The following is a 20,630-nucleotide window of genomic DNA, read 5'->3' as shown; positions in this document are numbered from 1 at the left end:
CTGTCTGTATCTGGAAGACGTGCTGCCCTCCGACTCCGGTGGTCAACCTAGCATCATTGTTGCCGCCGGGAAAACTGGCCTTGGAGAAGGTTTTGGTGTAGATCGCGGGCAGAAAGGTTTCCCATGTACGCTGACGCCCTGAACAACGGCCGCAAGATTTTCGCGGTGGCCCCGATGATCGACTGGACTGACCGGCATTGCAGGTATCTGCACCGGCAGATTAGCCGCAATGCGCTGCTCTATACCGAGATGGTGGTGGCGGATGCGATCATCCATGGGCCGCGCGATCGGCTGCTGGGGCATGATGTCAGCGAACATCCTGTCGCGTTGCAGCTGGGCGGCTCCGATCCCGTCAAGCTGACTACCGCCTTGCAGATCGCCGAGGCTTACAATTACGACGAGATCAATCTCAATGTTGGCTGTCCTTCGGATCGCGTGCAGTCGGGCACTTTCGGCGCCTGCCTGATGCTGACGCCGGAGACGGTGGCGGAGTGCATCGCGGCGATGAAGGCGGTGTCCAGGGCGCCGGTGACAGTGAAATGCCGCATCGGCGTTGATGAGCAGGAGCCGGAACAGGCGCTGCCGGAGCTGATCACGCGGGTGCTCGATGCCGGTGCCGACGCCATCTGGATCCATGCCCGCAAGGCCTGGCTGAAGGGCCTGTCGCCGAAGGAGAATCGCGAGATCCCGCCGCTGGACTACGATATCGTCTACCGCATGAAGCAGCGCTGGCCCGATGTTTTCATTGGAATCAACGGCGGTATCCAGACGCTGGATCAGGCGGAAGGGCATCTCGCTCATGTCGACGGCGTCATGCTCGGCCGCGCGGCCTATCAGAACGCCGCCATCCTCGCCGATGTCGACCATCGTTTCTTTGGCGAAGCAGCCGTCGAGCCGGATTGGAATGATCTGCGCGACCGGATGATGGCCTATACCGCACGCCACATCGCCAATGGCGGCCGCGTGCACCACGTCGCCCGCCACATGGTCGGCCTTTTCACCGGTCTGCCGGGTTCCCGCCGCTACCGCCAGATCCTCTCAACCGACGCCAACAAGCCGGGGGCAGGGCCTGAGGTGATCGCGGCGGCGTTTGCGGCGGTGGATTTTGGTGGGGATGCGGAGCAGGCGAGCGCTTGATGCGGGATGCCCTATCTCGCCCCTTGCGGGCGAGAAAGCAAAATCAGCATTTAGCTTCAGCTAAGTGCTAGATTTTGCAAGAGATGGGGTAGGCAGGGACGCACGAAAACCCTGACTATGTTGTTCAAGAACGTGACCCCCGCTCTTGCAATTTCACTGGCTTAGAAATTGCGCTGAGTTTTGAGCATGTAGAGCGTCCGGGTTCGCAATTCCTAAACCAGTGAAATTACTTTCTCGCCCGCCAGGGGCGAGATAGGATCCTGAGCCTGCCGTTACCCCATCCCACGCAACAAAAAACGGCGCGGTTTGCACCACGCCGTTCGAAATCTCGTCTTTGGTATCAACTAAGACTTAGGAAGCCTGGATGTTGACAGCCTTCGGGCCCTTGCCCATGCGATCCGGCTCGGTGTCGAAGGTGACCTGCTGGCCTTCGCGGAGCGACTGGATGCCGGAAGCCTGGAGAGCGGAGATGTGAACGAATACGTCCTTAGCGCCGCCATCAGGAGTGATGAAGCCGAAGCCCTTGTCCTGGTTGAAGAATTTTACGATGCCCTTGGTGGCCATTTGGGATAGTCCTTTTCCCTACAGTCTGAATATCTGTCCGGAAAACTCCCGGACGGCTTTGCCCCCGCAAAATGCGAAAGCCAGTCGAGAAGTTCACGAACGGGGAAAGAACGTCTACGCAGAGGTTAACCCCCTGAGGCTGCCTCGCGCAGTCGGCATTGCCAAATCAGTCCAGTCACCGGCATGCAAATGCCCGAGCGCAATATGGGTGACAGGATTTTCGGGAAAAGGCAAGAGGGAATATTAGGACGGAGCCAAGAAAGAAGAGGGATTGGAGGGGGATTTCAAGGGGTTGGAAAGGAGAGCATCACGATCGCCGCCAGAAAGCGTATAGCTAAATGCTATTTACACGAAAAGCATTGCTGACGTGCACCTTGATTGAGTTGGGGATTTAAATTCAACCTGGTCGCTACTGACTCAATTTTGGTTGTGCCACTACCGGCCTCAATCCTCCACCAAAGTAAAAACCGCACAAGGCTCCACAATCCCCCGCAACTCATGCTCGCCCAGCGGCATCAAAGCCATTTTCGTCTCCGCCGCAACCGCGCCCGAAATTAGCACATTGTAGCCAAGCGGCTTGCAGAGGCCTTCGAGGCGGCTGACCAGGTTTACGGCGGGGCCGATGGCGGTGAAGTCCAGGCGGTCGGCGGCGCCGATGTTGCCCCATAGTATCTCGCCGAAATGCAGGGCCATGCCGAAGGGGAGCGGCGGCAACCCTTGCGTCTGCCGCACGCCATCGAGATGGGTCATGCCGGCGCGGACGGCTTCGACCGCGCGCAGTGCTGCGTCGCAGGCTTCGCCCGGTGTGCCGGTGACCGGGAAAATCGCCAGTGCGCCGTCGCCGATGAATTTCAGCACCTCGCCGCCGAAGGCGTTCACCGAGCCGGTGACGCGGTCGAACCAGGCGTCGAGGATAGCGATCACTGCCGCCGGCTCCGTCACTTCGGACAGGGCGGTGAAATCGCGCAGATCGGCGCAGAGCAGGGCGGCGCGGATGGTCTCGCCGGTGCCGCGCGAAAGCGAGCCGGCCTGCACCCGGGCGGCGCTGCGCCGGCCGAGATAGGCCTCGAGCAGTGCTGACAGCGCCGCGCGCGCCGCGAGGGCGGCCAAGGGGGCGGCGGCAAAGCGTGCGGTCTCGTGCAACCGGTTGGTCTCGGCGGGGCTGAAGGGCCGGGTTCCGGCCCAGCCCAGCAGCGGACTGTCCAGCGCCGCGCCGATCGTCGTTTCCTGCACCGGGCCGAGGCCGGCCAGCCAGTCGTGCCCGGCATGGCTGAGCGGACTGCCGGCGAAACCCAGCGCCTCGATCACATCACCGATTTCCGCGCGCCATAGCCAGGTGCGGCGGGCAATGATCGGATGCGGCACCGCCAGCGTCAGGGCGCCGCCGGCCAGAGGCAGGCCGTTGGCCAGCAGCCGTCTACCGAGTTCGGCCAGGAAGGATTCAGGGCCGGGCGAGGTGCCGGCCTCGTCAACCAGCCAGGCAAGGGGGGTGGGCAGATCCATGCCGCGATCATGGCACGGCAGTCAAGGGTTGTCATCCGCGTCATGGTAATGGTGTTTGTGCCCGCCCTCTCGCACGGGTGCGCAAGAAGCGCCGATCACCCGGGAAGGGCCATCGGCTCAAGAGGAACGAAAGCGGAAAGCCGTCACACCCTGCCGGACCAAGGGTCCGGAGCCGGCTCGCGCCCGCCCGCGACCTCGGCCAGACGACCGAGGTAATGAGCCCAGCCTTCCGCATGGCCGGCGCATTGGTCGGCATTGGGCAGGCCGGTATGGGTCAGGCGCAGCAATGTTCCGTCCGGCTGTTCGATCAGGTCGATCTCGACCAGGCTCGACCCAGGCGGCACGATTTCACTGCCGTCCCAGCCGAAGCTGTAGGCGAGGCGATGTACCGGCACCACCTCGCGAAAGGAGCCGCGCGCAAAACGGGCGCCGGTGACATTGACGAGATAGAGCCCTCCCGGCTGAGGCTCGATCTGCGCCTCCGTTCCCATCCAGCGCAGTATCTTTTCCGGATCGGTCAGCAGGGCAAACACGGCGGCGGGCGGAGCCGCGATATGTGTCTCGCGGCGAACGACGAGGGCCTCTTGCATGTCTCTCTCCCATTGTTGTTGTCGCTTTACCCCGCTTGGCGGGGCGTCTCCTCACCCGGCAGCATGTAGGCAAAAGCGCGGACTCAACAAGGGTAGCGTGTATCCTACCGCCCGGGACGCCCCGTCTTGCCCTTTGTGCGGCTCTTGCGCTGCTTCTCGTCCACCGCATCCTCATAGGACCCGACACCCGGCTTCGCCCGAATGATCGGCTTGTCCGGCACCTTGCCGATCACCGGCTTTTCCGTGCGGCCGACGGTCATTTCGTCGAGGCTGTTTTTGCGGAAGAGCGGCGTGCCGGCGTCGCTGCCAGGACCCATTTCGTCCAGGCTTGGTTTGGCGAAGTAGGAGGTCGATTGATCGGAGTTTGCCTCTGCCGCAGCCGGTCCTCGGGTCGAGCCCGAGGATGACGGGCTCGCGCTGCGCTTGCTCGAGGATGACGGACCTTTCCCCTCGAGGCTCTTCGCCTCTTCCCTTGCCATCGGATCGTCCATGACGGCGAGTTCGGCGGCCTTGAGGCGCTTGATCTCGTCGCGCAGTCTCGCGGCCTTTTCGAAGTCGAGATCGGCGGCGGCGTCGCGCATGGCTTTTTCCAGCGCGTTGAGATGGGCCTGCAGATTGTTGCCGACGAGGTGGCCACCATCGGCGAAGCCCTTGCCGGAGACGCCGCCGATATCGGCGCGGACGTGGTCCTTCTCGTAGACGCTGTCGAGAATGTCGGAGATCCTCGCCTTCACCGATTCCGGCGTGATGCCGTGTTCGGTGTTATAGACCGTCTGCTTTTCGCGGCGGCGGCTGGTTTCTTCCATCGCCCGCTTCATCGAGCCGGTGATATTGTCGGCGTAGAGGATGACCTTGCCGTCGACGTTACGCGCGGCACGGCCGATGGTCTGGATCAGTGAGGTCTCGGAGCGTAGGAAGCCTTCCTTGTCGGCATCGAGGATGGCGACCAAGGCGCATTCGGGAATGTCGAGACCTTCGCGCAGCAGGTTGATGCCGACCAGCACGTCGAAGGCGCCCAGACGCAGATCCCTAATGATCTCGATGCGCTCCAGCGTGTCGATGTCGGAGTGCATGTAGCGGACGCGCACGCCCTGTTCATGCAGATATTCAGTCAGGTCCTCGGCCATGCGCTTGGTGAGCACGGTGCAGAGGGTGCGATAGCCCTTGGCGGCGGTCTCGCGGATTTCGCCGAGCACGTCGTCGACCTGGCTGCGGGCGGAGCGGACTTCGACGGGCGGGTCGATCAGGCCGGTCGGGCGGATGACCTGTTCGGCAAAAACGCCGCCGGATTGGTCCATCTCCCATGCGCCTGGGGTCGCCGACACGGCGATCGTGTCCGGGCGCATGGCGTCCCATTCCTCGAAGCGCAGCGGCCGGTTGTCCATGCAAGAGGGCAAGCGGAAACCGTATTCGGCCAGCGTCGCCTTGCGCCTGAAGTCGCCGCGATACATGCCGCCGATCTGGCTGACCGAGACATGGCTCTCGTCGATGAACAGCAGGGCGTTGTCGGGGATGTATTCGAACAGGGTCGGCGGCGGCTCTCCAGGGTTGCGGCCGGTGAGGTAGCGCGAATAGTTTTCGATGCCGGCACAGGAGCCGGTGGCTTCCAGCATTTCGACGTCGTAGCGGGTGCGCTGCTCCAGGCGCTGCGCCTCCAGCAGGCGGCCGGCCTTTTCCAGCTCGGCGAGGCGGATCTTCAGCTCTTCCTTGATATGGCGGATGGCGCCGTTCAGCGTCGGGCGCGGGGTGACATAGTGTGAATTGGCATAGATCTTCACCGATTTCAGGTCGCCGGTCTTCTGGCCGGTCAGCGGGTCGAATTCGGTGATGCTGTCGATCTCGTCGCCGAACATGGAGACGCGCCAGGCGGCATCCTCCAAGTGGGCCGGGAAGATTTCGATCGTGTCGCCGCGTACGCGAAAGGAGCCACGAATGAAGTCCATGTCGCGGCGCTTGTATTGCTGCGCCACCAGGTCGGCGAGCAATTGCCGCTGGTCCAGCCGGTCGCCGACATTCATCTGGAAGGTCATGGCCGTATAGGTCTCGACCGAGCCGATACCGTAGATGCAGGAGACCGAAGCGACGATGATGCAGTCGTCGCGCTCCAGCAGCGAGCGCGTCGCCGAGTGGCGCATGCGGTCGATCTGTTCGTTGATCGAGGATTCCTTCTCGATGAAGGTATCCGAGCGCGCCACATAGGCTTCCGGCTGGTAATAATCGTAATAAGAGACGAAATATTCCACCGCATTGTCGGGGAAGAAGTTCTTGAATTCGGAATAGAGCTGGGCGGCCAGCGTCTTGTTCGGCGCGAGGATGACGGCGGGGCGCTGTGTCGCCTCGATCACCTTGGCCATCGTAAAGGTCTTGCCGGAGCCGGTAACGCCGAGCAGCACCTGGCTGCGGTCGCCATTGTCGAGACCCTCGACGAGATCGCGGATGGCGGTCGGCTGGTCGCCGGCGGGCTCATAGTCCGAGACCATGCGGATCGGGATGCCACCTTCGGATTTACTTGGTCGGGCAGGGCGGTGCGGCGTCCAGAGCTTGCCGTCCTTGAAGAGCGGATTGCCGCTCTCGATCAGCGCCGATAGCGCCTCGACCGTCGCTGTCACCGCAGTGCCGGCATTGGCGGCATTCTCCAGCGAGGTGTCCATGCCGGAGACCGGGTTCAGACCGGCGGCAGCGCGCGTCTTCGGATCGGTCGAGCCGCCCATGGACGTGCCGCGTGCTGATTTGGAGGCGGCGATTTCCACCTTCTTGCGGTGCTTGCCGGCCTTCGAGGCGATCTGCCGCTGCGTCTCGATGCCGGATGTCTCGGCTTCCGATTCCAGTTGCTTCACCCAGTCGGCGACACCGCCGCTGAGCGGCGCGCCTTCAAACGGTGCTTGCGGCGCCTCTTCGAAACCGGTCGGGGCGGGGGACTTTTTCGGTGATCTGGCCATCGGGCGAATATGGCGAGAGTCAACGCCGATGTGAAGGGGGGAAGAGTACAAAAGGGAAACAAGCAGCGGATTTTTCCATTCGCCCAATATGTCAAATATGTTACAAGCCAAAGCTGGCTGGTGCGTTATCGCTGATCTCGTCGGCGTAGCGCGATCCTCACAGGCGCCAAGGGAGGAGCCGGCCGCAACGTCGACATGCCCGGCTCACGCCGGGTCCCCCCAGCTTCGACGGCATCCGGACTTTGCCCGCCTCGCCGCCGCCATCCGGTCGGAGGATTATGATGACCGCATTGGATAGCTTACGTTCTTTGTCCCCCCAGCAACGCAACACCGTCATCGCCGCCTATCTCGGCTGGACGTTGGATGCATTCGATTTTTTCATATTGGTCTTCGTTCTCAAGCATATAGCGGAGGAGTTTCATACCGATGTTCCGGCCGTTGCGGTGGCGATCTTCCTGACGCTCGCCATGCGGCCGCTCGGGGCACTGATTTTCGGTTATGCCGCTGACAAATACGGCCGGCGCGCGACGCTGATGGCGGACGTGCTGCTCTATTCGGTGTTCGAGTTCCTCACCGGCTTTTCGACCGGCCTGACCATGTTCCTCGTGTTGCGAGCGCTCTTCGGCATCGCCATGGGCGGGGAATGGGGTGTCGGCGCGTCGCTGACGATGGAGACCGTGCCGAAGGAGGCGCGTGGTATCGTGTCCGGTATCCTGCAGGCCGGCTATCCCTCGGGCTATCTGCTGGCTTCGATCGTGTTCTTTCTGCTGTTCCCGGTGATCGGCTGGCGCGGCATGTTCATGGTCGGCGCTCTGCCGGCGCTGCTGGTGCTCTATATCCGCCGCAACGTGGAGGAATCGCCGGCTTTCGTGGAGCGGCAGAAAAAGCCGCAACGGCCGTTCTTCACGGTGTTGCGTGAGAACATTCCGCTGTTCCTGTGGGCGGTATTGCTGATGACGGCGTTCAATTTCCTCAGTCACGGCACCCAGGATCTCTACCCGACCTTCCTCGAAACCCAGCGTCAATATGACAGCCACACCGTCGGCGCCATCGCCATTGTCTATAATATCGGTGCGATGATTGGTGGGCTGACATTCGGCGCGCTGTCTCAGCGCATCGGTCGGCGGCGGGGCATCGTTATAGCCGCGCTACTGGCGATCCCGATCGCGCCACTCTGGGTTTATGCGCATGGGCCGGTCATGCTCGCCGTCGGCGCCTTCCTGATGCAGTTCTTCGTGCAGGGTGCCTGGGGCATCGTGCCGGTGCATCTCAACGAGCTGTCGCCGGATGAGATACGCGGCACGTTCCCGGGTTTTGCCTATCAGCTCGGCAATCTGCTGGCCTCGGGCAATGCGTCGATTCAAGCGGGCCTGGCGATGCATTGGAACGGTGACTATGCTTTTGCGTTATTAATCGTGGCGGTTATCGTCGCTGCCGTGGTGGCGGTGCTTGCCGGCTTCGGTTTCGAGAAGAAGGATATTCGCTTCGGCGAGACAGGGGTGGAGGAGCCCCGGAGCGTGACGCAGACTTAAATCTCCGCGCCCTCATCGAAGCGTGGCCGGCGGCTTAATGCCGCCGGCCTCCAATCTATTTGCCGCAAATCTCGGAAATCTTCGCCTGCGCGAAACCGCGGGCAAGCTCCTGCATGCCCCCGACCGAGGATATCAGGATGCCCCCGACCGAGGATATCAGGTCGCCGATCGGACCGCTGATGCCGACATGCGAATCGGTGATGCGGCAAGCGCCGACATCGACCGTCACCGAGGCTTCCAGCTGTCCCTTCACCGTTGCCTGTAGCACGCCATGTGATTTGCAGGCGATATCGGCATGGGCCGTGATCTGTACGCCTCCGGGCGCGCTGCATACATCTATCGATTTAACCTCGAATTTTTCCTTGTGATCCAGCCCAGGCAGCTTCTTGCAGGGGTCGGCCTCGTTCACCGATTTCTCGATTTGCGGACCGAACTTACTTTGCAGCAGCGACCAGCAGGAGCCGGGCGCCGCCTGTGCTTGCGCGGATGCCATGGGCAGGGGCGAGAGCGGCAGGACGAAGGCGACGGCCAGCAGCCCCATACGGAGCGGTGGAAGAAGCGATGAGAGCAATGCAACGGAAGTCTTGGTCACGATGGTCGACCCCTTGGCGGCTAGGATGGGAGGCAGCGGTATTCTTCACCCATCGAGCCGATGTAGCAATGCCGCATCTGCGGCAAAGATGAGGCGTAGTGGCTCAGGCCTTCATCACTTTGCAGCCGCTGAAGCGATCATAAAGGGTTTGGCCGCGCCAGACGATCAGGGGGTAAATCCACCAGATGAGGCCTAAGATGAGGACGATTAGGGTCAGCGAACCGGAAACCGTTGATCCGCCGGCTGCGACGATGTTGCCATCACGCGCCTGCTGAATCATCTGCTGGATGAGGTGGTCGAAATCGGTCTGCACCGGTTTCGGGACGAAGAACCAGATGATATTGAGGAGGGCGAGGATGACGATCGGCAGGAATTTCAGCACTTCGCGTTTCAACTCCGTGCTGAGCCCGGGCGGTCCGCCGTCGACCGTCGCGACATGGAGGGACAGCAAGCGTTTTCCGGGCGTACGGCGGCCGTTTGCCGAGCCATAAGCGAGGGCGAGCGGCATGATGAGCAGCACGACCACGGACATCAGTGTGTTGACGGCCGTCCCCGAATCCACGGGGTTGCCGCTTTTATCGACCGCAGCTGAAAACGATCGGGTGTAGGTCATCGCGCCATCGTGCGATGAGACGGATGAGATGAATAGGTCATAGCCCTCGCTGCCAAGCCAGGAGATATGGCAGAGTTCATTGACGCGCGTTTCTCCCGGTTTCAGCGGCCATTGTGCTTCGACCTTCTCGGCAAGAGGTCCGGATGCAGCCGGCGAACATTGTCTATTCTGGAAGAACGGGATGCTCAGGTTCCACGGCGTCACCATCGAGAGTGCGAAAAACAGGATAACCAGCGCAATCTCAATGATGATGACATCGACAAGATATGCGACCACCCGTCGCCAGAAATGCCGCGGCGGTAGACTGCTGAATTGTGGTGCGGCACTCATGAGGTCTCCGATTCTGATCCGAAGCGTTAGGCTACGCCGCCCCGGCAATCGATCAACTTCGTCGCGCAGCTATCCGTGATCATTTCGTTTCATTTTTGTACTGCTGTCACTGCTGCATTTCAGCGCAGGGCTCCACTCTTGAAATTTTATGGGTAAGACTGCGCCGCTTACGCTGGGGGAACGCGTCTGCGCCTTCAACAAGAAGATGATGGAAGGCAGTTGGGTCTCAAAGGATCTGCCCGACATTGCGGAGCGTTTCGATACGCGCTGGCTTGCCGACAATTACGAAGCCGGCGATATCATGCTGCTTGGCCGCCTGCGCCTGTCGACCGACATTCGCTACCAGAATGTCGAGGATGAGATCGACGCCCGATGGAGTAACCATTGGACGCTTGGGGATATGCTGTGAGTGAGAACCTTTCCGCTCAGTTCAACTGATCGAGAATGCTCTGTGCTGGCGCATACCCTTGAGCGGCGGCTTTGCGGAACCAGGCTATCGCCATGTTGCGGTCCCTGGTGACGCCGTCGCCGCGAAGGTAGGCGTAGCCGAGGTGGAATTGCGCTTTGGGCAGGTCTTGATCGGCGGCTTTGGCAAACCAGGCGATGGCCTGGGCATAATCCTGTGGAACGCCTTTGCCCAGGGCATAGAGGCTGCCGAGATTGTCCTGCGAGGTCGCGTCTCCCTGGTCCGCCAGGGGCTGCCAGGAGGAAAGGGCGCTGCCGTAATCGCCTTTGTCATAGGCTGCTTGACCATCCTCGGCATGGGCATGGAAGGCGATCAAGAGTGTCAGCGTCAGTCCGAGGCCTATCTGTTTGAGCCGCATCCGGCGATCTCCCATTTGTGATTCCAGTTCATGCAAGAGCTAGGCCTATTCCCCGGTGCTTGGGCAAGATTGGGAACGGCCTTGTTTGTCCGCTCACCTCAGATCGGAATGCTTTTCCGCTGCAACGGCATATCCTCGTTGCCATCAGGCTCATTATCGTCGCCATTCATGGCCTTGGCCCGGCTGAACCACTCCAGGGACTTCACCCGATCCGCGGGCACGCCGTCGCCATCACGATACATGACGCCGAGATTGAGAGCCGCGTCGGCGTAGTTCTCGGCAGCCGCCTTTTTGAACCAGCCGACCGCTTCGGGACCGTTCTTCGCAACACCTTCTCCGTCGCGATACATCACGCCGAGGTTATATTCGGCCTCGACGTCCCCCTGATCCGCCGCCTTGCGAAACCAGGTGATGGCTTCGGCGTCGTCTTCAGCGATCCCATCGCCATCGGCATACATGGTGCCAAGATTATATTGCGCGTCGGCGTCGCCCTGGTTGGCGGCCTTGCGGAACCAAGCGAGGGCCTGAGCACCATCCTTGGGCACACCGGCGCCGTCGCGGTACATGACCGCGAGGTTGTATTGCGCCTCGACCTTGCCTCGGTCGGCCGCTTTGCGATACCAGGCGAGGGCCTGACCGCTGTCCTTGGTCATGCCTTCGCCGCTGTCATACATGATGGCGAGATTATATTGGGCATCGACATTGCCCTGGTCGGCGGCCTTCCGATACCAGGCGATGGCCTGGCTCTTGTCCTGATCGACGCCATCGCCGTTGTCGTACATCACCCCGACATTGAACTGCGCGTCGGCATTTCCCTGTTCGGCCGCCTTGCTGTACCAGACGAAAGCCAGGGTCCTGTCCTTAGGCACGCCTTCGCCCTCGTCATACATGATGCCAAGATTGTATTGCGCGTCGGCATAGCCTTGATCGGCGGCCTTGCGGTACCAGAGAATGGCCTGTGCATGGTCCTTGGCGACGCCTTCGCCTTTGTCGTACATGGCGCCGAGATCGAATTCGGCCTTCGCATTGCTTTGCTCGGCTGCTTTGCGATACCACTTGAGAGCCTGCTTGAGATCTTTCTCGATGCCATCGCCCAGCTTGTACATTTCGCCGAGCTTCAATTGTGCCGCCGCATTGCCCTTGTTTGCGAGCGGGCGCCAATAATCCAGCGCCGCCTTGTAGTCGCCCCGGTCATAGGCATTTTGTCCGATATCGGCATGGGCAAGGCCGCTGGATGCCAGCGCGAAGAACAGTGCGATGGCCGCTCGCTTGAAATGCAAAATCTACCCCTCAATCAGTCGTCTTTTGTGTGTGAATACTAAATAATGTGGCGGGCGAGGGCGCAAGGCGCCTCCGCGCGCATACATGATCGGCTCATGGCAACAGCGTCGCCAGTATCTGGAGAATGATCCAGCCAGGTGTTTCGCCCTGGCTGGTCTTCGTGGTCGGTTCTTCGCCGTTGGCTGCCAAATAGCTCAGGCTATGCTGCGCTTCCGGCAGTCCCTGGCTCGCTGCCTTGTGGAACCAGTTGGTGGCCTGGCCGATATCCTTCGGCACGCCGTCGCCATTATAGTACATGGAGCCGAGGCCATACTGGGCGCGGGCGTTGCCTTGTTCTGCGGCTTTGCGAAAGAAGTCGGCGGCTAGCGCATAGTCCTTGGGAACGCCACTGCCATTGTAATAGAGATAGCCGAGGGCATACTGGCCTCCCGCGCTGCCCTGGTCGGCGGACTTGCGATACCAGGTGGCTGCCTGGCCTTTGTCCGGCGCCGTGCCTTGACCCTTCTCATAGATATAGCCGAGCGCATATTGCGCGTCCGGATGGCCTTGCGCGGCTGATTTTCGGTACCATTCCAGCGCCTTGCCATCGTCCTTGGAAAGGCCACGGCCGCCGGTATACATGGTGGCAAGGGCGTATTCGCCCTGCGCGTCGCCTTGAGTAGCGGCTTTGCGGTACCATTCGACAGCGACGTCGTTGTTGACCGCAACGCCCTTGCCGTTGGCATAGAGATAGCCGACGGCATATTGCGCATCGGCGCGGCCCTGATCAGCCGCCTTGCGATACCATTGCAGCGCCAGCTTGTAATCCCGGGGAACGCCGAGGCCGTTGGCGAAGCTGTAGCCAAGCCCATATTGCGCGTCGGCTTGGCCCTGCTCGGCGGATTTCTTGTACCAGGAATAAGCCAGAGCATCGTCCTGATCGACGCCCCGGCCGTTGGTATAGGCGTAGCCGAGCGCATATTCGCCCTGGGGGTCACCCTGATCCGCAGATTTTTGATACCAGTCGATCGCCAGATTTTGGTCCGCAGCCGTGCCAAGGCCGTTTTCGTATATGTACCCGAGCGCATACTGCGCATCGCTGCGCCCCTGATCGGCCGATTTGCGATACCAGCTGAGCGCTATCGCATCGTCCTTGGGCACCCCGAGCCCCTGCGCGTACATGTAGCCGAGTGCATATTGCGCTTGTGCTTGATCGAGAGCGGCGGATTTTTGATACCAGCCGACCGCCTGCTCGTTATCGACATCCATGCCACGGCCATTGGCATAGGAATAGCCGATGGCATATTGGGCGTTGGCATAGCCCTGTTCTGCCGCCTTGCGATACCAGGCGTTCGCCTGTTTCAGGTCTTTATCGACACCGAGGCCGTTGGAATACATATAGGCGAGGGCATATTCAGCCTGCACATTCCCCTGCGCGGCAGCCTTTCGATACCATTGCACGGCCTGCGCGTCGTCATGCTCTACGCCCTGGCCCTTGGCGTAACGATAGCCGAGGCCATATTGGGCGGTGGCATTGCCGTCCTTTGCGAACTGGATCCAATATTTCAGCGAGATCGATGTATCGCCGGATGCTGGGGCTGGATCTTCGGCATGAGCAAGTGGCGCCAGCGAAAGGGCTATCGCCAGTCCAAATGCCAATCTTCCGATTTTCAAAGCTTACTCTCCCCGCCCGCGCTGAGGCGCAATCGATCTGAACAATATGGCGATGTCTTGGCCGATGGTGGCAAGGTCTGGGGATGAAGGGTGTTTTCTTGTGATCGCGCCCCATGACGGATCACTGCTTCTATCCCGGCAGCAGGTCATATTGCCGGAAGATCCAGGTGATTTGATAGATCAAGCCGATGATCACGAAGGCGGCCTGGAAGCGTCTGTTAGCGGTGATAGCGGCGATGATGCAAAGGACGATGTAGACGATGTTGCGGGTCGGATATTCCCACCCGAGCGATCGGAAATAGGTTTCTCCCTTGAGCAGCGTGTCGATGAGATCGACGGCATAGGTGACGGCGAGGAGACCGAAGAACCAGCGGCGGCGGGAGATGAAGTATTCCTCGAAGCCGCCATAGTCCTCGATCGAGGGAGGGTTCAGCAGCACGCAGAGGAAATAGAACAGGCAACAGAAGCAGATGAGGAAGAGGTAGACGCCGAAACTGATCTCGGCCACGGATTGCAGCCGATATTCCCACCACCAGAAATGGATGATGAACAGGAACATCGACAGCACCCAGCCGAGATGGACGAGATAGACGCGGTGCTTGCCTGGCGCCTGCACGAAGCCGGCGAGCCGCGTCAGGAGCTGGGCGAGCGAAAGGCCGATGACCATGCTCATGACCGTCCTGATATAGACGTAAACCTCCGGCGTCCGCGCGGCTTCCATCATCCTGTCAGCTCTCCGCGGGAACCGGTTTCGGCGCGCCGTTTTCGTCGAGCGCGACCATGATGAACGTCCCGGCGATGACCTTCTCCATCTGGTTATAGCGCGAACGGTGCGCCCAGGCTTCGACGACGAGCGTGATCGAGGTGCGACCGACGCGTTCAATTTCGGTATAGACGCTCAGCGTATCGCCGATCTTCACCGGCAGTTCGAACGCCATCTCCTTGACGGCGGCTGTGACGACGCGGCCGCGCGCGCGCTCGGCGGCGCGGATGCCGCTCGCCAAGTCCATCTGCGCCATGACCCAGCCGCCGAAGATGTCGCCGGCGGGATTGGCATCGGCGGGCATGGCCAGCGTGCGCAGGGTCAACTCGCCTCTCGGCTTGGGGCTGTCGTTCATTCACTCGCTCCTATCGATCAAGGCTTGATTCCGGTATTCAACCTACGCAATCGCGCCGGAATGGGAAAGCTCCGTCAATGTTTCGTCACCAGTCAATCGCGCTCGAAAGTAACCTTTCCCTATAGGTCTCATGCTTTTTGCGGGCGTCCCGATAGACGGCCACATGGACGGTAAGCATTCATTCACCGTTTTTATTTAATCTTCGTAAGTGTTGTCGACCGTGGCTGGGGCAGCGAGAGCGGATTCTAAGTATGGCGTATTTATCCTTTCTGCGGCGGGCGGCGCTGCCATTGCTGTTGTCGTCGGCGCTGGTCGCCTGTACGGCCGATAGCCTCGTGCCGCCGTCGGGCATCGACAGCAGCCGCGTAGGCTCGATCAAGCCGCACCGTAGTGTGCCATCGCGGCAATTTACCTATCAAGGTGGCCAAGCGCCCGTGAACTCCGCTTCCACCAACTATGCCAACACCTATGATGCCTCCGGCAATCCGCAAAATGCAGCGTCATTGCCGGCGGCCAAGCAAGGGCGCCTGCCGACAAGCGGCAGTGACGAGGCCGTCACCACCACGGATGTCGAGCAAGGTCTGACAAGACAGTCGAACATGCCGTCCCAAGGCGTCAACATGGATGCCGAGCTCGGCGTCGGACCGGACGAGGAGACCCAATCCGGGTCGGTTGTCGGGCTGGCGCAGGAAGAAGAGCAGAACATTGCCGAAGGCCAGACCGAACAGCCGGTTGTCGATGGCATCGGCTCAGACGCGCCGGTGCAGACCAACCGATCTATCATTCAGCGCCCGGCCGCGCAGGCTGAACTGAACCAGTCGCCGATCCGCCGGCAACAGCCGGACACGCAGGTGGCAATGTTGCCCCGCGTCGACAATCCAATGCCGCGGATCGACCGGCAGATGGAGGCGCCGCAGTCATTGCCAGGCATGATGCCAGCTTCGGAAATCGCCTGCCGACAAGAATTGCAGCGCATGGGTGTCGCTTATACCGACAAGCCGGCGATCTCCAACGGCGCAGCCTGCCAGGTTCCTTACCCGGTTTCGTTGAGTGGCCTCTCTGGCAATATTGCCGTCAGGCCGGCTGTGACCCTGAATTGCCAGGTGACGCTCGCCTTCGCCAAATGGGTAAAAAACGAATTGGCGCCGGCGGCGCGCACGCGCTACTGGTCGGGCATTGGCACGATCGTGCCGATGGGAGGCTATTCCTGCCGACGGATGAACAATAGCCGGCAGCGCTACAATCCGATGTCGGAACATGCGCATGGCAACGCCATCGATATCGGCACCTTCATCCTGAAGAGTGGGCATGTGATCGATGTGCGCAAGAAGGGTCTGTTCTCCTTCCGCGAGGGGCGGTTGCTGAAGGCGGTGCGCAGCGATAGCTGCCGCTATTTCGACACCGTGCTCGGTCCGGGCAGCAACGCCGAACACTGGAATCATTTCCACTTCGATCTCAGGGATCGCAAGGGCGGGCGGCGTTACTGCAGCATGTAACAGCCGGTTTGCCGGGACAAACGCGGTTTACCCCTAAGGGGAATCGCAGTTAACTACGGCTCGCTAAAGTAGGAGAATTATTCGATGGAAGACGTTCCGAGAAGGAAGGGAAGCTTTGGGAAGGCGCTGATCGCGGCCCTGGTTGCGATCGTTCTCGTGATCGGCGGCCGCTGGTATGCCTATGTCGCTTATGCCGACGATCCGTTCGATGAAGTCGGCATCGGTCTCAACACGATGATGCCAGGCCCGATCCGCGAAAAGGGCTGCGCGATGCTGAAGGCTCGCTTCGAGAACAAGACGCTTCCGCCGGCCGGTTGCGGCGTGAACGGCAGCTGGTAATCCGCTGCCCTTTTTAGCGATTGATCGATACTTAGCCGGCAAAAAAAAAAGCCGGCACGAGGGCCGGCTGTAGTGGTGCTCAGCTAGGACAGGGGATCTTTGCTGGCTCCAGAAAAAACTATATCGCGCAATGATGCATGCAATATGGATACGAGGGCAATCAGTCTTCAAGTATCATCGGCGCTGACACTGTCGCCAAGAGGCATTGGGCGGGGTTGCGACAGCCGTTGCTCACCTAGCCAAAGATATGCCCGACCAAAGTCACGGTTTGATGACAACCTATTCGTTTAGGCGAACGCACTGTTCCGTCATGCGGGATGGTAAAAGCCTGTTCCCGGCTATATAGCGAGCAAACGCCGCGAAAATAATCACAAAGCCGGACTTTGCCTGCATCATGGCCCCGATCATTTCCATTCGTAATCTTACCAAGACCTATTCTAATGGGTTTCAGGCGCTAAAAGGTATCGACCTCGATATCGAACGGGGCGAAATCCTGGCGCTGCTCGGACCGAACGGTGCCGGCAAGACGACGATGATCTCCATCGTCTGCGGCATCGCCAATCCGAGCGGGGGCATGGTGACTGTCGGCGGTCACGACGTGGTGAAGGAGTTTCGCGCCACGCGCGCGATGATCGGGCTGGTGCCGCAGGAGCTGACCACCGACCTGTTTGAAACTGTATGGAACACGGTGAGCTTTTCACGCGGCCTGCACGGCAAGAAGCCTGATCCGGCTCATATCGAGCAGGTCCTGCGCGACCTGTCGCTCTGGGACAAGAAGGACAACATGCTGCGCCAGCTCTCCGGCGGCATGAAGCGGCGTGTGCTGATCGCCAAGGCGCTGTCGCACGAGCCGGAGATCCTCTTTCTCGACGAGCCGACGGCGGGCGTCGACGTGACGCTGCGCAAGGATATGTGGCACGTTGTCGAGCGGCTGCGCGCCAACGGCACCACCATCATCCTGACGACGCATTATATCGAGGAAGCCGAAGAGATCGCCGACCGCGTCGGTGTCATCAATGGTGGCAAGCTGCTGCTGGTGGAAGATAAGAAGACGCTGATGACCAAGCTTGGCCGCAAGCAGCTCATTCTCGACTTGACCGAGCCTCTGGATGCTGTCCCACCTTGCCTCGACGGCAATGGTCTCTCGCTGGGGCCGAACGGCACGACGCTGATCTACGATTTCGATGCGGAACATGAGCAATCGAGCATAGCGGTGTTGCTGTCACGCCTGTCGGCTGAGGGCATTCATTTCAAGGACCTGTCGACGCGGCAGAGTTCGCTCGAGGACATCTTCGTATCGCTGGTAGGAGAGAGCAAATGAACTTCGAGGCGATCAAGGCTATTTATGGTTTCGAGATGGCGCGCACGCGCCGCACGCTGTTGCAGAGCGTCGTCTCGCCGGTCATCTCGACGTCGCTTTATTTCATCGTCTTCGGCGCCGCGATCGGTTCGCGCATCCCACAGGTGGAAGGCGTCTCCTATGGGGCTTTCATCACGCCGGGACTGATCATGCTGACGCTGCTCGGCCAGTGCATCAGCAACGGTTCCTTCGGCATCTACTTCCCGAAATTTTCAGGCACGATCTACGAGGTTCTGTCCGCACCCGTTGCCATGACGGAAATCGTGCTTGGCTATGTCGGCGCGGCTGCGACCAAGGGAATGCTGATAGGGCTGATCATTCTGCTGACGGCCAACTTCTTCGTCGATATCACCATCGAACATCCGTTCATGATGATCCTGTTTTTCGTGCTGACGGCGGTAACCTTCAGCCTGCTCGGCTTCATGATCGGCATCTGGGCCGGGAATTTCGAGCAGCTCAACCTCATTCCCATGCTGGTCGTGCCGCCGCTGACCTTCCTTGGCGGCAGCTTCTATTCCATCAATATGCTGCCCCCCTTCTGGCAGGCGGTCAGTCATCTCAATCCTGTACTCTATCTCGTCAGCGGCTTTCGCTGGAGCTTTTATGGCATTGCCGACGTCAACCCGGTGTTGAGCCTTGCCATGATCACGCTATTTCTCGTCATCTGCCTTGCGACCCTTTGGTGGATTTTCAAGACGGGGTATCGGTTGAGGAGCTGATCGGCAGAGCGTTTTTTCCGCAAACATCACGGTTGCAATCGCGGTTCTCGCGGCTCATAAACTTCGCGCCCATGTCGCAGGCGGAGCAGGGTGGTAGGTCATCGGGAAGCGGGGGCGAGATGACGGCCATGCAGCATGCCCGGGCATTCAAGTCGATCCTTTTTGCAGGTGTTCCATGCCCTTAGTCCCCCAGCAGCATTTACTGCCCGATGTTCTCTCGCGCCTCGACCGGTTGACCAATTGGGAGCGCAAGCCGCGCGGGGAGATGCGGGTTGGCCTTGAGCCGATGCTCGATCTCATGCAGCGGCTGGGCAATCCCCACCAGAGTTTCCGCGCCATCCATGTCGCCGGCACCAAGGGCAAGGGGTCCGTTTGCGCGCTGGTCGCCGCCGCCTTACTGCGGGCGGGATGGCGGGTCGGCCGTTATGCCTCGCCGCATGTCGACCATGTGAACGAGCGCATCAGTGTGTTGGGCGAGGAGGTCGGTGACGACCGTTTGGCGGAAGCGCTGGAAAAGGTGCTGGACAGCTACGAAGCCGCAAAGCGCGAGGCAACGCCGGGCGAGGACGCCACCTGGTTCGATGTGATAACAGCCGCCGGTTTTGTTGTCTTCAGGGATGCCGGTTTGGACTGGGCCGTGGTTGAGGTTGGGCTAGGTGGCCGCCTGGACTCCAGCAATGTGGTCTTCGGTGAAGTTGCCATTCTTACCAATATCGAACTCGAGCATACGGAAATTCTTGGGACAACGCGCGAAGCGATCGCGAGCGAGAAGGTCGGTATCTTGAAACCCGGCGCGACGCTTGCCACTACGCTCCCCGCCACGGACGCTGCCGGTCGTGTCTTGCAGCAGCGTGCCGATGAACTCGGTTGTCGCGTATTGCGCACGGACGTTGCCGAGGATGTGACGATCGCGGACAAGAATGCTGCGCTGGTCGGTCTGGTTCTCGATCATTTGGGACAACAGGGCGAATGCGCGCGCGGGGGCGCTGAAACAGGCGCGCCAATCGGTGCATGGCTGCTCGATCAGACTGTCAGGGAGAGTGCGCGTCTGCCTGGGCGGATGGAGCAGTTTGCTTTCACGCTTCCCTCCGTGTCGACTACCGCGCGGCGCGTGGTGCCGATGGTGATGGACGGCGCTCATGTTCCGTTCAATATCGAGGCTGTCCTGCGTGATATCAGGCGCTCTTCCGACATCAGCGGCCAATGCGTGGCCATCGTCGCGCTGGCGTCCGACAAGGATGCAGAGGGCTTCCTGACGGTCCTGTCCCGATATGTCGCTTATGCCGTCTTTACGGAAGCGTCCGGGTCCGGCCGCTCTCATCCGACCGATGAATTGGCAACGCTGGCAACATCCATGGGAATGGCCTGCGAAGCCGAGCCTGATCCGCGCAAGGCGCTGGACCGTGCTGCGGTGAAGGTATCGGAAGATGGCGGCTGGATCCTCGTGACCGGGTCGCTCTATCTGGTGGGCGCGCTGCGAGGCGTCGTGCTGAAAGGGGCCGATTGAGATGGAAATTACAATTCGGCCGGCTCTTCCCGAGGATGCCGCAGCGATAGCCCGCCTGCACCTCGCAGTCTGGCGGGAAACCTATCGGGAGCTGGCCACGCCCGAAGCCTTTCGCATCATGGATGAAGCTTTCCGGCGAGCGAGATGGACGGCCACCTTGTCCGAGCCAGGTCGCGATCAACTGGTGCTTCTCGCTGAACAGAATGGGTGTTTGGTCGGTATTGGCGCGGCCGGTGCGCCGTCACTGGCTATTTTCGAGGGGCGGGGAGAGATACGATCGCTCTACGTCGATCCCGCCATCAAGCGTCAGGGTATCGGTCGCCGCCTCATGCGCGAACTGGCGCTACATTTAGCTACCTTGAATTATCCCGGCGCCGCGCTCGGCGTCGTCGTCGGCAACGATCCGGCGATTGCATTCTATCAGTTTCTGGGTGGGCGAATGGCCGGGCATTACACCGATCCCGGCCCGGTCTGGCGATCCGAAAACATCGTCCTCGTCTGGGATGACCTGTCGCTGCTGATCTAGCATCGCG

The 20,630-nt window shown here is 60.6% G+C and carries 19 protein-coding genes and 1 pseudogene; 9 read left to right on the top strand and 11 right to left on the bottom strand.

The annotated features are described in order from the left end of the window. Window positions 1–123 precede the first annotated feature (123 nt). Window positions 124–1,137 carry a tRNA dihydrouridine(20/20a) synthase DusA gene (gene dusA / locus HB780_RS17060; protein WP_183694012.1) on the top strand — a complete coding sequence of 338 codons (1,014 nt, stop codon included), beginning with the start codon at window positions 124–126 and terminating at the stop codon, window positions 1,135–1,137. Between the two features lie 351 nt (window positions 1,138–1,488). On the opposite strand, the gene HB780_RS17055 is transcribed toward dusA, so the two are convergent. The 4 genes from HB780_RS17055 to uvrB all read right to left on the bottom strand — a co-directional run bounded on the left by HB780_RS17055 (window position 1,489) and on the right by uvrB (window position 6,733). Further along, window positions 1,489–1,701 carry a cold-shock protein gene (locus tag HB780_RS17055; protein ID WP_007696646.1) on the bottom strand — a complete coding sequence of 71 codons (213 nt, stop codon included), beginning with the start codon at window positions 1,699–1,701 and terminating at the stop codon, window positions 1,489–1,491. Between the two features lie 444 nt (window positions 1,702–2,145). After that, entirely contained in the window at window positions 2,146–3,204 is a 1,059-nt protein-coding gene (locus tag HB780_RS17050) for an adenylate/guanylate cyclase domain-containing protein (RefSeq protein WP_183694009.1), read from the bottom strand. 143 nt (window positions 3,205–3,347) lie between these two features. Then, entirely contained in the window at window positions 3,348–3,794 is a 447-nt protein-coding gene (locus HB780_RS17045; protein WP_183694006.1) for an SRPBCC family protein, read from the bottom strand. Between the two features lie 104 nt (window positions 3,795–3,898). Continuing rightward, the gene (gene uvrB / locus HB780_RS17040; RefSeq protein ID WP_183694004.1) at window positions 3,899–6,733 is read right to left on the bottom strand and encodes an excinuclease ABC subunit UvrB; all 2,835 of its coding nucleotides are present in this window, start codon (window positions 6,731–6,733) and stop codon (window positions 3,899–3,901) included. 281 nt (window positions 6,734–7,014) lie between these two features. Between uvrB and HB780_RS17035 the strand changes: the two genes are divergently transcribed. Then, on the top strand, window positions 7,015–8,265 hold the full coding sequence (locus tag HB780_RS17035; RefSeq protein WP_183694001.1) for an MFS transporter: 1,251 nt from the start codon (window positions 7,015–7,017) through the stop codon (window positions 8,263–8,265). A gap of 55 nt (window positions 8,266–8,320) precedes the next feature. Here the strand turns inward: HB780_RS17035 and HB780_RS17030 are convergent, their stop codons facing one another. Together HB780_RS17030 and HB780_RS17025 are read right to left on the bottom strand one after the other, a co-directional pair. Beyond that, entirely contained in the window at window positions 8,321–8,857 is a 537-nt protein-coding gene (locus HB780_RS17030; RefSeq protein WP_286203125.1) for a hypothetical protein, read from the bottom strand. Between the two features lie 103 nt (window positions 8,858–8,960). Beyond that, on the bottom strand, window positions 8,961–9,800 hold the full coding sequence (locus HB780_RS17025) for an RDD family protein (protein ID WP_183693998.1): 840 nt from the start codon (window positions 9,798–9,800) through the stop codon (window positions 8,961–8,963). 145 nt (window positions 9,801–9,945) lie between these two features. Between HB780_RS17025 and HB780_RS17020 the strand changes: the two are divergent. Further along, a pseudogene (locus tag HB780_RS17020) lies at window positions 9,946–10,209 on the top strand (phytanoyl-CoA dioxygenase family protein); the annotation flags it as partial. Between the two features lie 16 nt (window positions 10,210–10,225). Here HB780_RS17020 and HB780_RS17015 read toward each other — a convergent pair. The 5 genes from HB780_RS17015 to HB780_RS16995 all read right to left on the bottom strand — a co-directional run bounded on the left by HB780_RS17015 (window position 10,226) and on the right by HB780_RS16995 (window position 14,676). Next, complete coding sequence (locus HB780_RS17015) at window positions 10,226–10,624, bottom strand: tetratricopeptide repeat protein (protein ID WP_183693995.1); 399 nt, start codon at window positions 10,622–10,624, stop codon at window positions 10,226–10,228. 98 nt (window positions 10,625–10,722) lie between these two features. Next, window positions 10,723–11,904 carry an SEL1-like repeat protein gene (locus tag HB780_RS17010; protein ID WP_183693992.1) on the bottom strand — a complete coding sequence of 394 codons (1,182 nt, stop codon included), beginning with the start codon at window positions 11,902–11,904 and terminating at the stop codon, window positions 10,723–10,725. Between the two features lie 94 nt (window positions 11,905–11,998). After that, window positions 11,999–13,558, bottom strand: a complete 1,560-nt coding sequence (locus HB780_RS17005; protein WP_183693989.1) for an SEL1-like repeat protein — start codon at window positions 13,556–13,558, stop codon at window positions 11,999–12,001. Between the two features lie 130 nt (window positions 13,559–13,688). Then, on the bottom strand, window positions 13,689–14,279 hold the full coding sequence (locus tag HB780_RS17000; RefSeq protein ID WP_183697191.1) for a hypothetical protein: 591 nt from the start codon (window positions 14,277–14,279) through the stop codon (window positions 13,689–13,691). 7 nt (window positions 14,280–14,286) lie between these two features. Further along, window positions 14,287–14,676, bottom strand: a complete 390-nt coding sequence (locus tag HB780_RS16995; protein ID WP_007696590.1) for an acyl-CoA thioesterase — start codon at window positions 14,674–14,676, stop codon at window positions 14,287–14,289. Window positions 14,677–14,927: 251 nt separating this feature from the next. Here HB780_RS16995 and HB780_RS16990 point away from each other — a divergent pair, with 251 nt between their 5' ends. The 6 genes from HB780_RS16990 (at window position 14,928) to HB780_RS16965 (ending at window position 20,623) form a co-directional block, all read left to right on the top strand. Further along, window positions 14,928–16,172, top strand: a complete 1,245-nt coding sequence (locus HB780_RS16990) for an extensin-like domain-containing protein (RefSeq protein ID WP_183693986.1) — start codon at window positions 14,928–14,930, stop codon at window positions 16,170–16,172. 84 nt (window positions 16,173–16,256) lie between these two features. Beyond that, window positions 16,257–16,511: a hypothetical protein gene (locus HB780_RS16985; protein ID WP_183693983.1), complete on the top strand. Its 255-nt coding sequence runs from the start codon at window positions 16,257–16,259 to the stop codon at window positions 16,509–16,511. A 394-nt stretch (window positions 16,512–16,905) separates the two neighbouring features. Then, complete coding sequence (locus HB780_RS16980; RefSeq protein WP_183693980.1) at window positions 16,906–17,832, top strand: ABC transporter ATP-binding protein; 927 nt, start codon at window positions 16,906–16,908, stop codon at window positions 17,830–17,832. Further along, window positions 17,829–18,590 (top strand): ABC transporter permease, encoded by a 762-nt coding sequence (locus HB780_RS16975; RefSeq protein WP_183693977.1) that lies wholly within the window; start codon window positions 17,829–17,831, stop codon window positions 18,588–18,590. The genes HB780_RS16980 and HB780_RS16975 overlap by 4 nt, the downstream gene beginning before the upstream one ends. Window positions 18,591–18,765: 175 nt before the next feature. Continuing rightward, window positions 18,766–20,097 carry a bifunctional folylpolyglutamate synthase/dihydrofolate synthase gene (locus tag HB780_RS16970; protein WP_183693974.1) on the top strand — a complete coding sequence of 444 codons (1,332 nt, stop codon included), beginning with the start codon at window positions 18,766–18,768 and terminating at the stop codon, window positions 20,095–20,097. A gap of 1 nt (window position 20,098) precedes the next feature. Continuing rightward, the gene (locus tag HB780_RS16965; RefSeq protein ID WP_183693971.1) at window positions 20,099–20,623 is read left to right on the top strand and encodes a GNAT family N-acetyltransferase; all 525 of its coding nucleotides are present in this window, start codon (window positions 20,099–20,101) and stop codon (window positions 20,621–20,623) included. Window positions 20,624–20,630 lie beyond the last annotated feature (7 nt).

Origin of the sequence: Rhizobium lusitanum, assembly GCF_014189535.1 — a bacterium.
Classification (GTDB): domain Bacteria; phylum Pseudomonadota; class Alphaproteobacteria; order Rhizobiales; family Rhizobiaceae; genus Rhizobium; species Rhizobium lusitanum_C.
The sequence above is the reverse complement of the archived record's forward strand: the minus strand, read 5'-3'. Positions and strand labels throughout refer to the sequence as shown.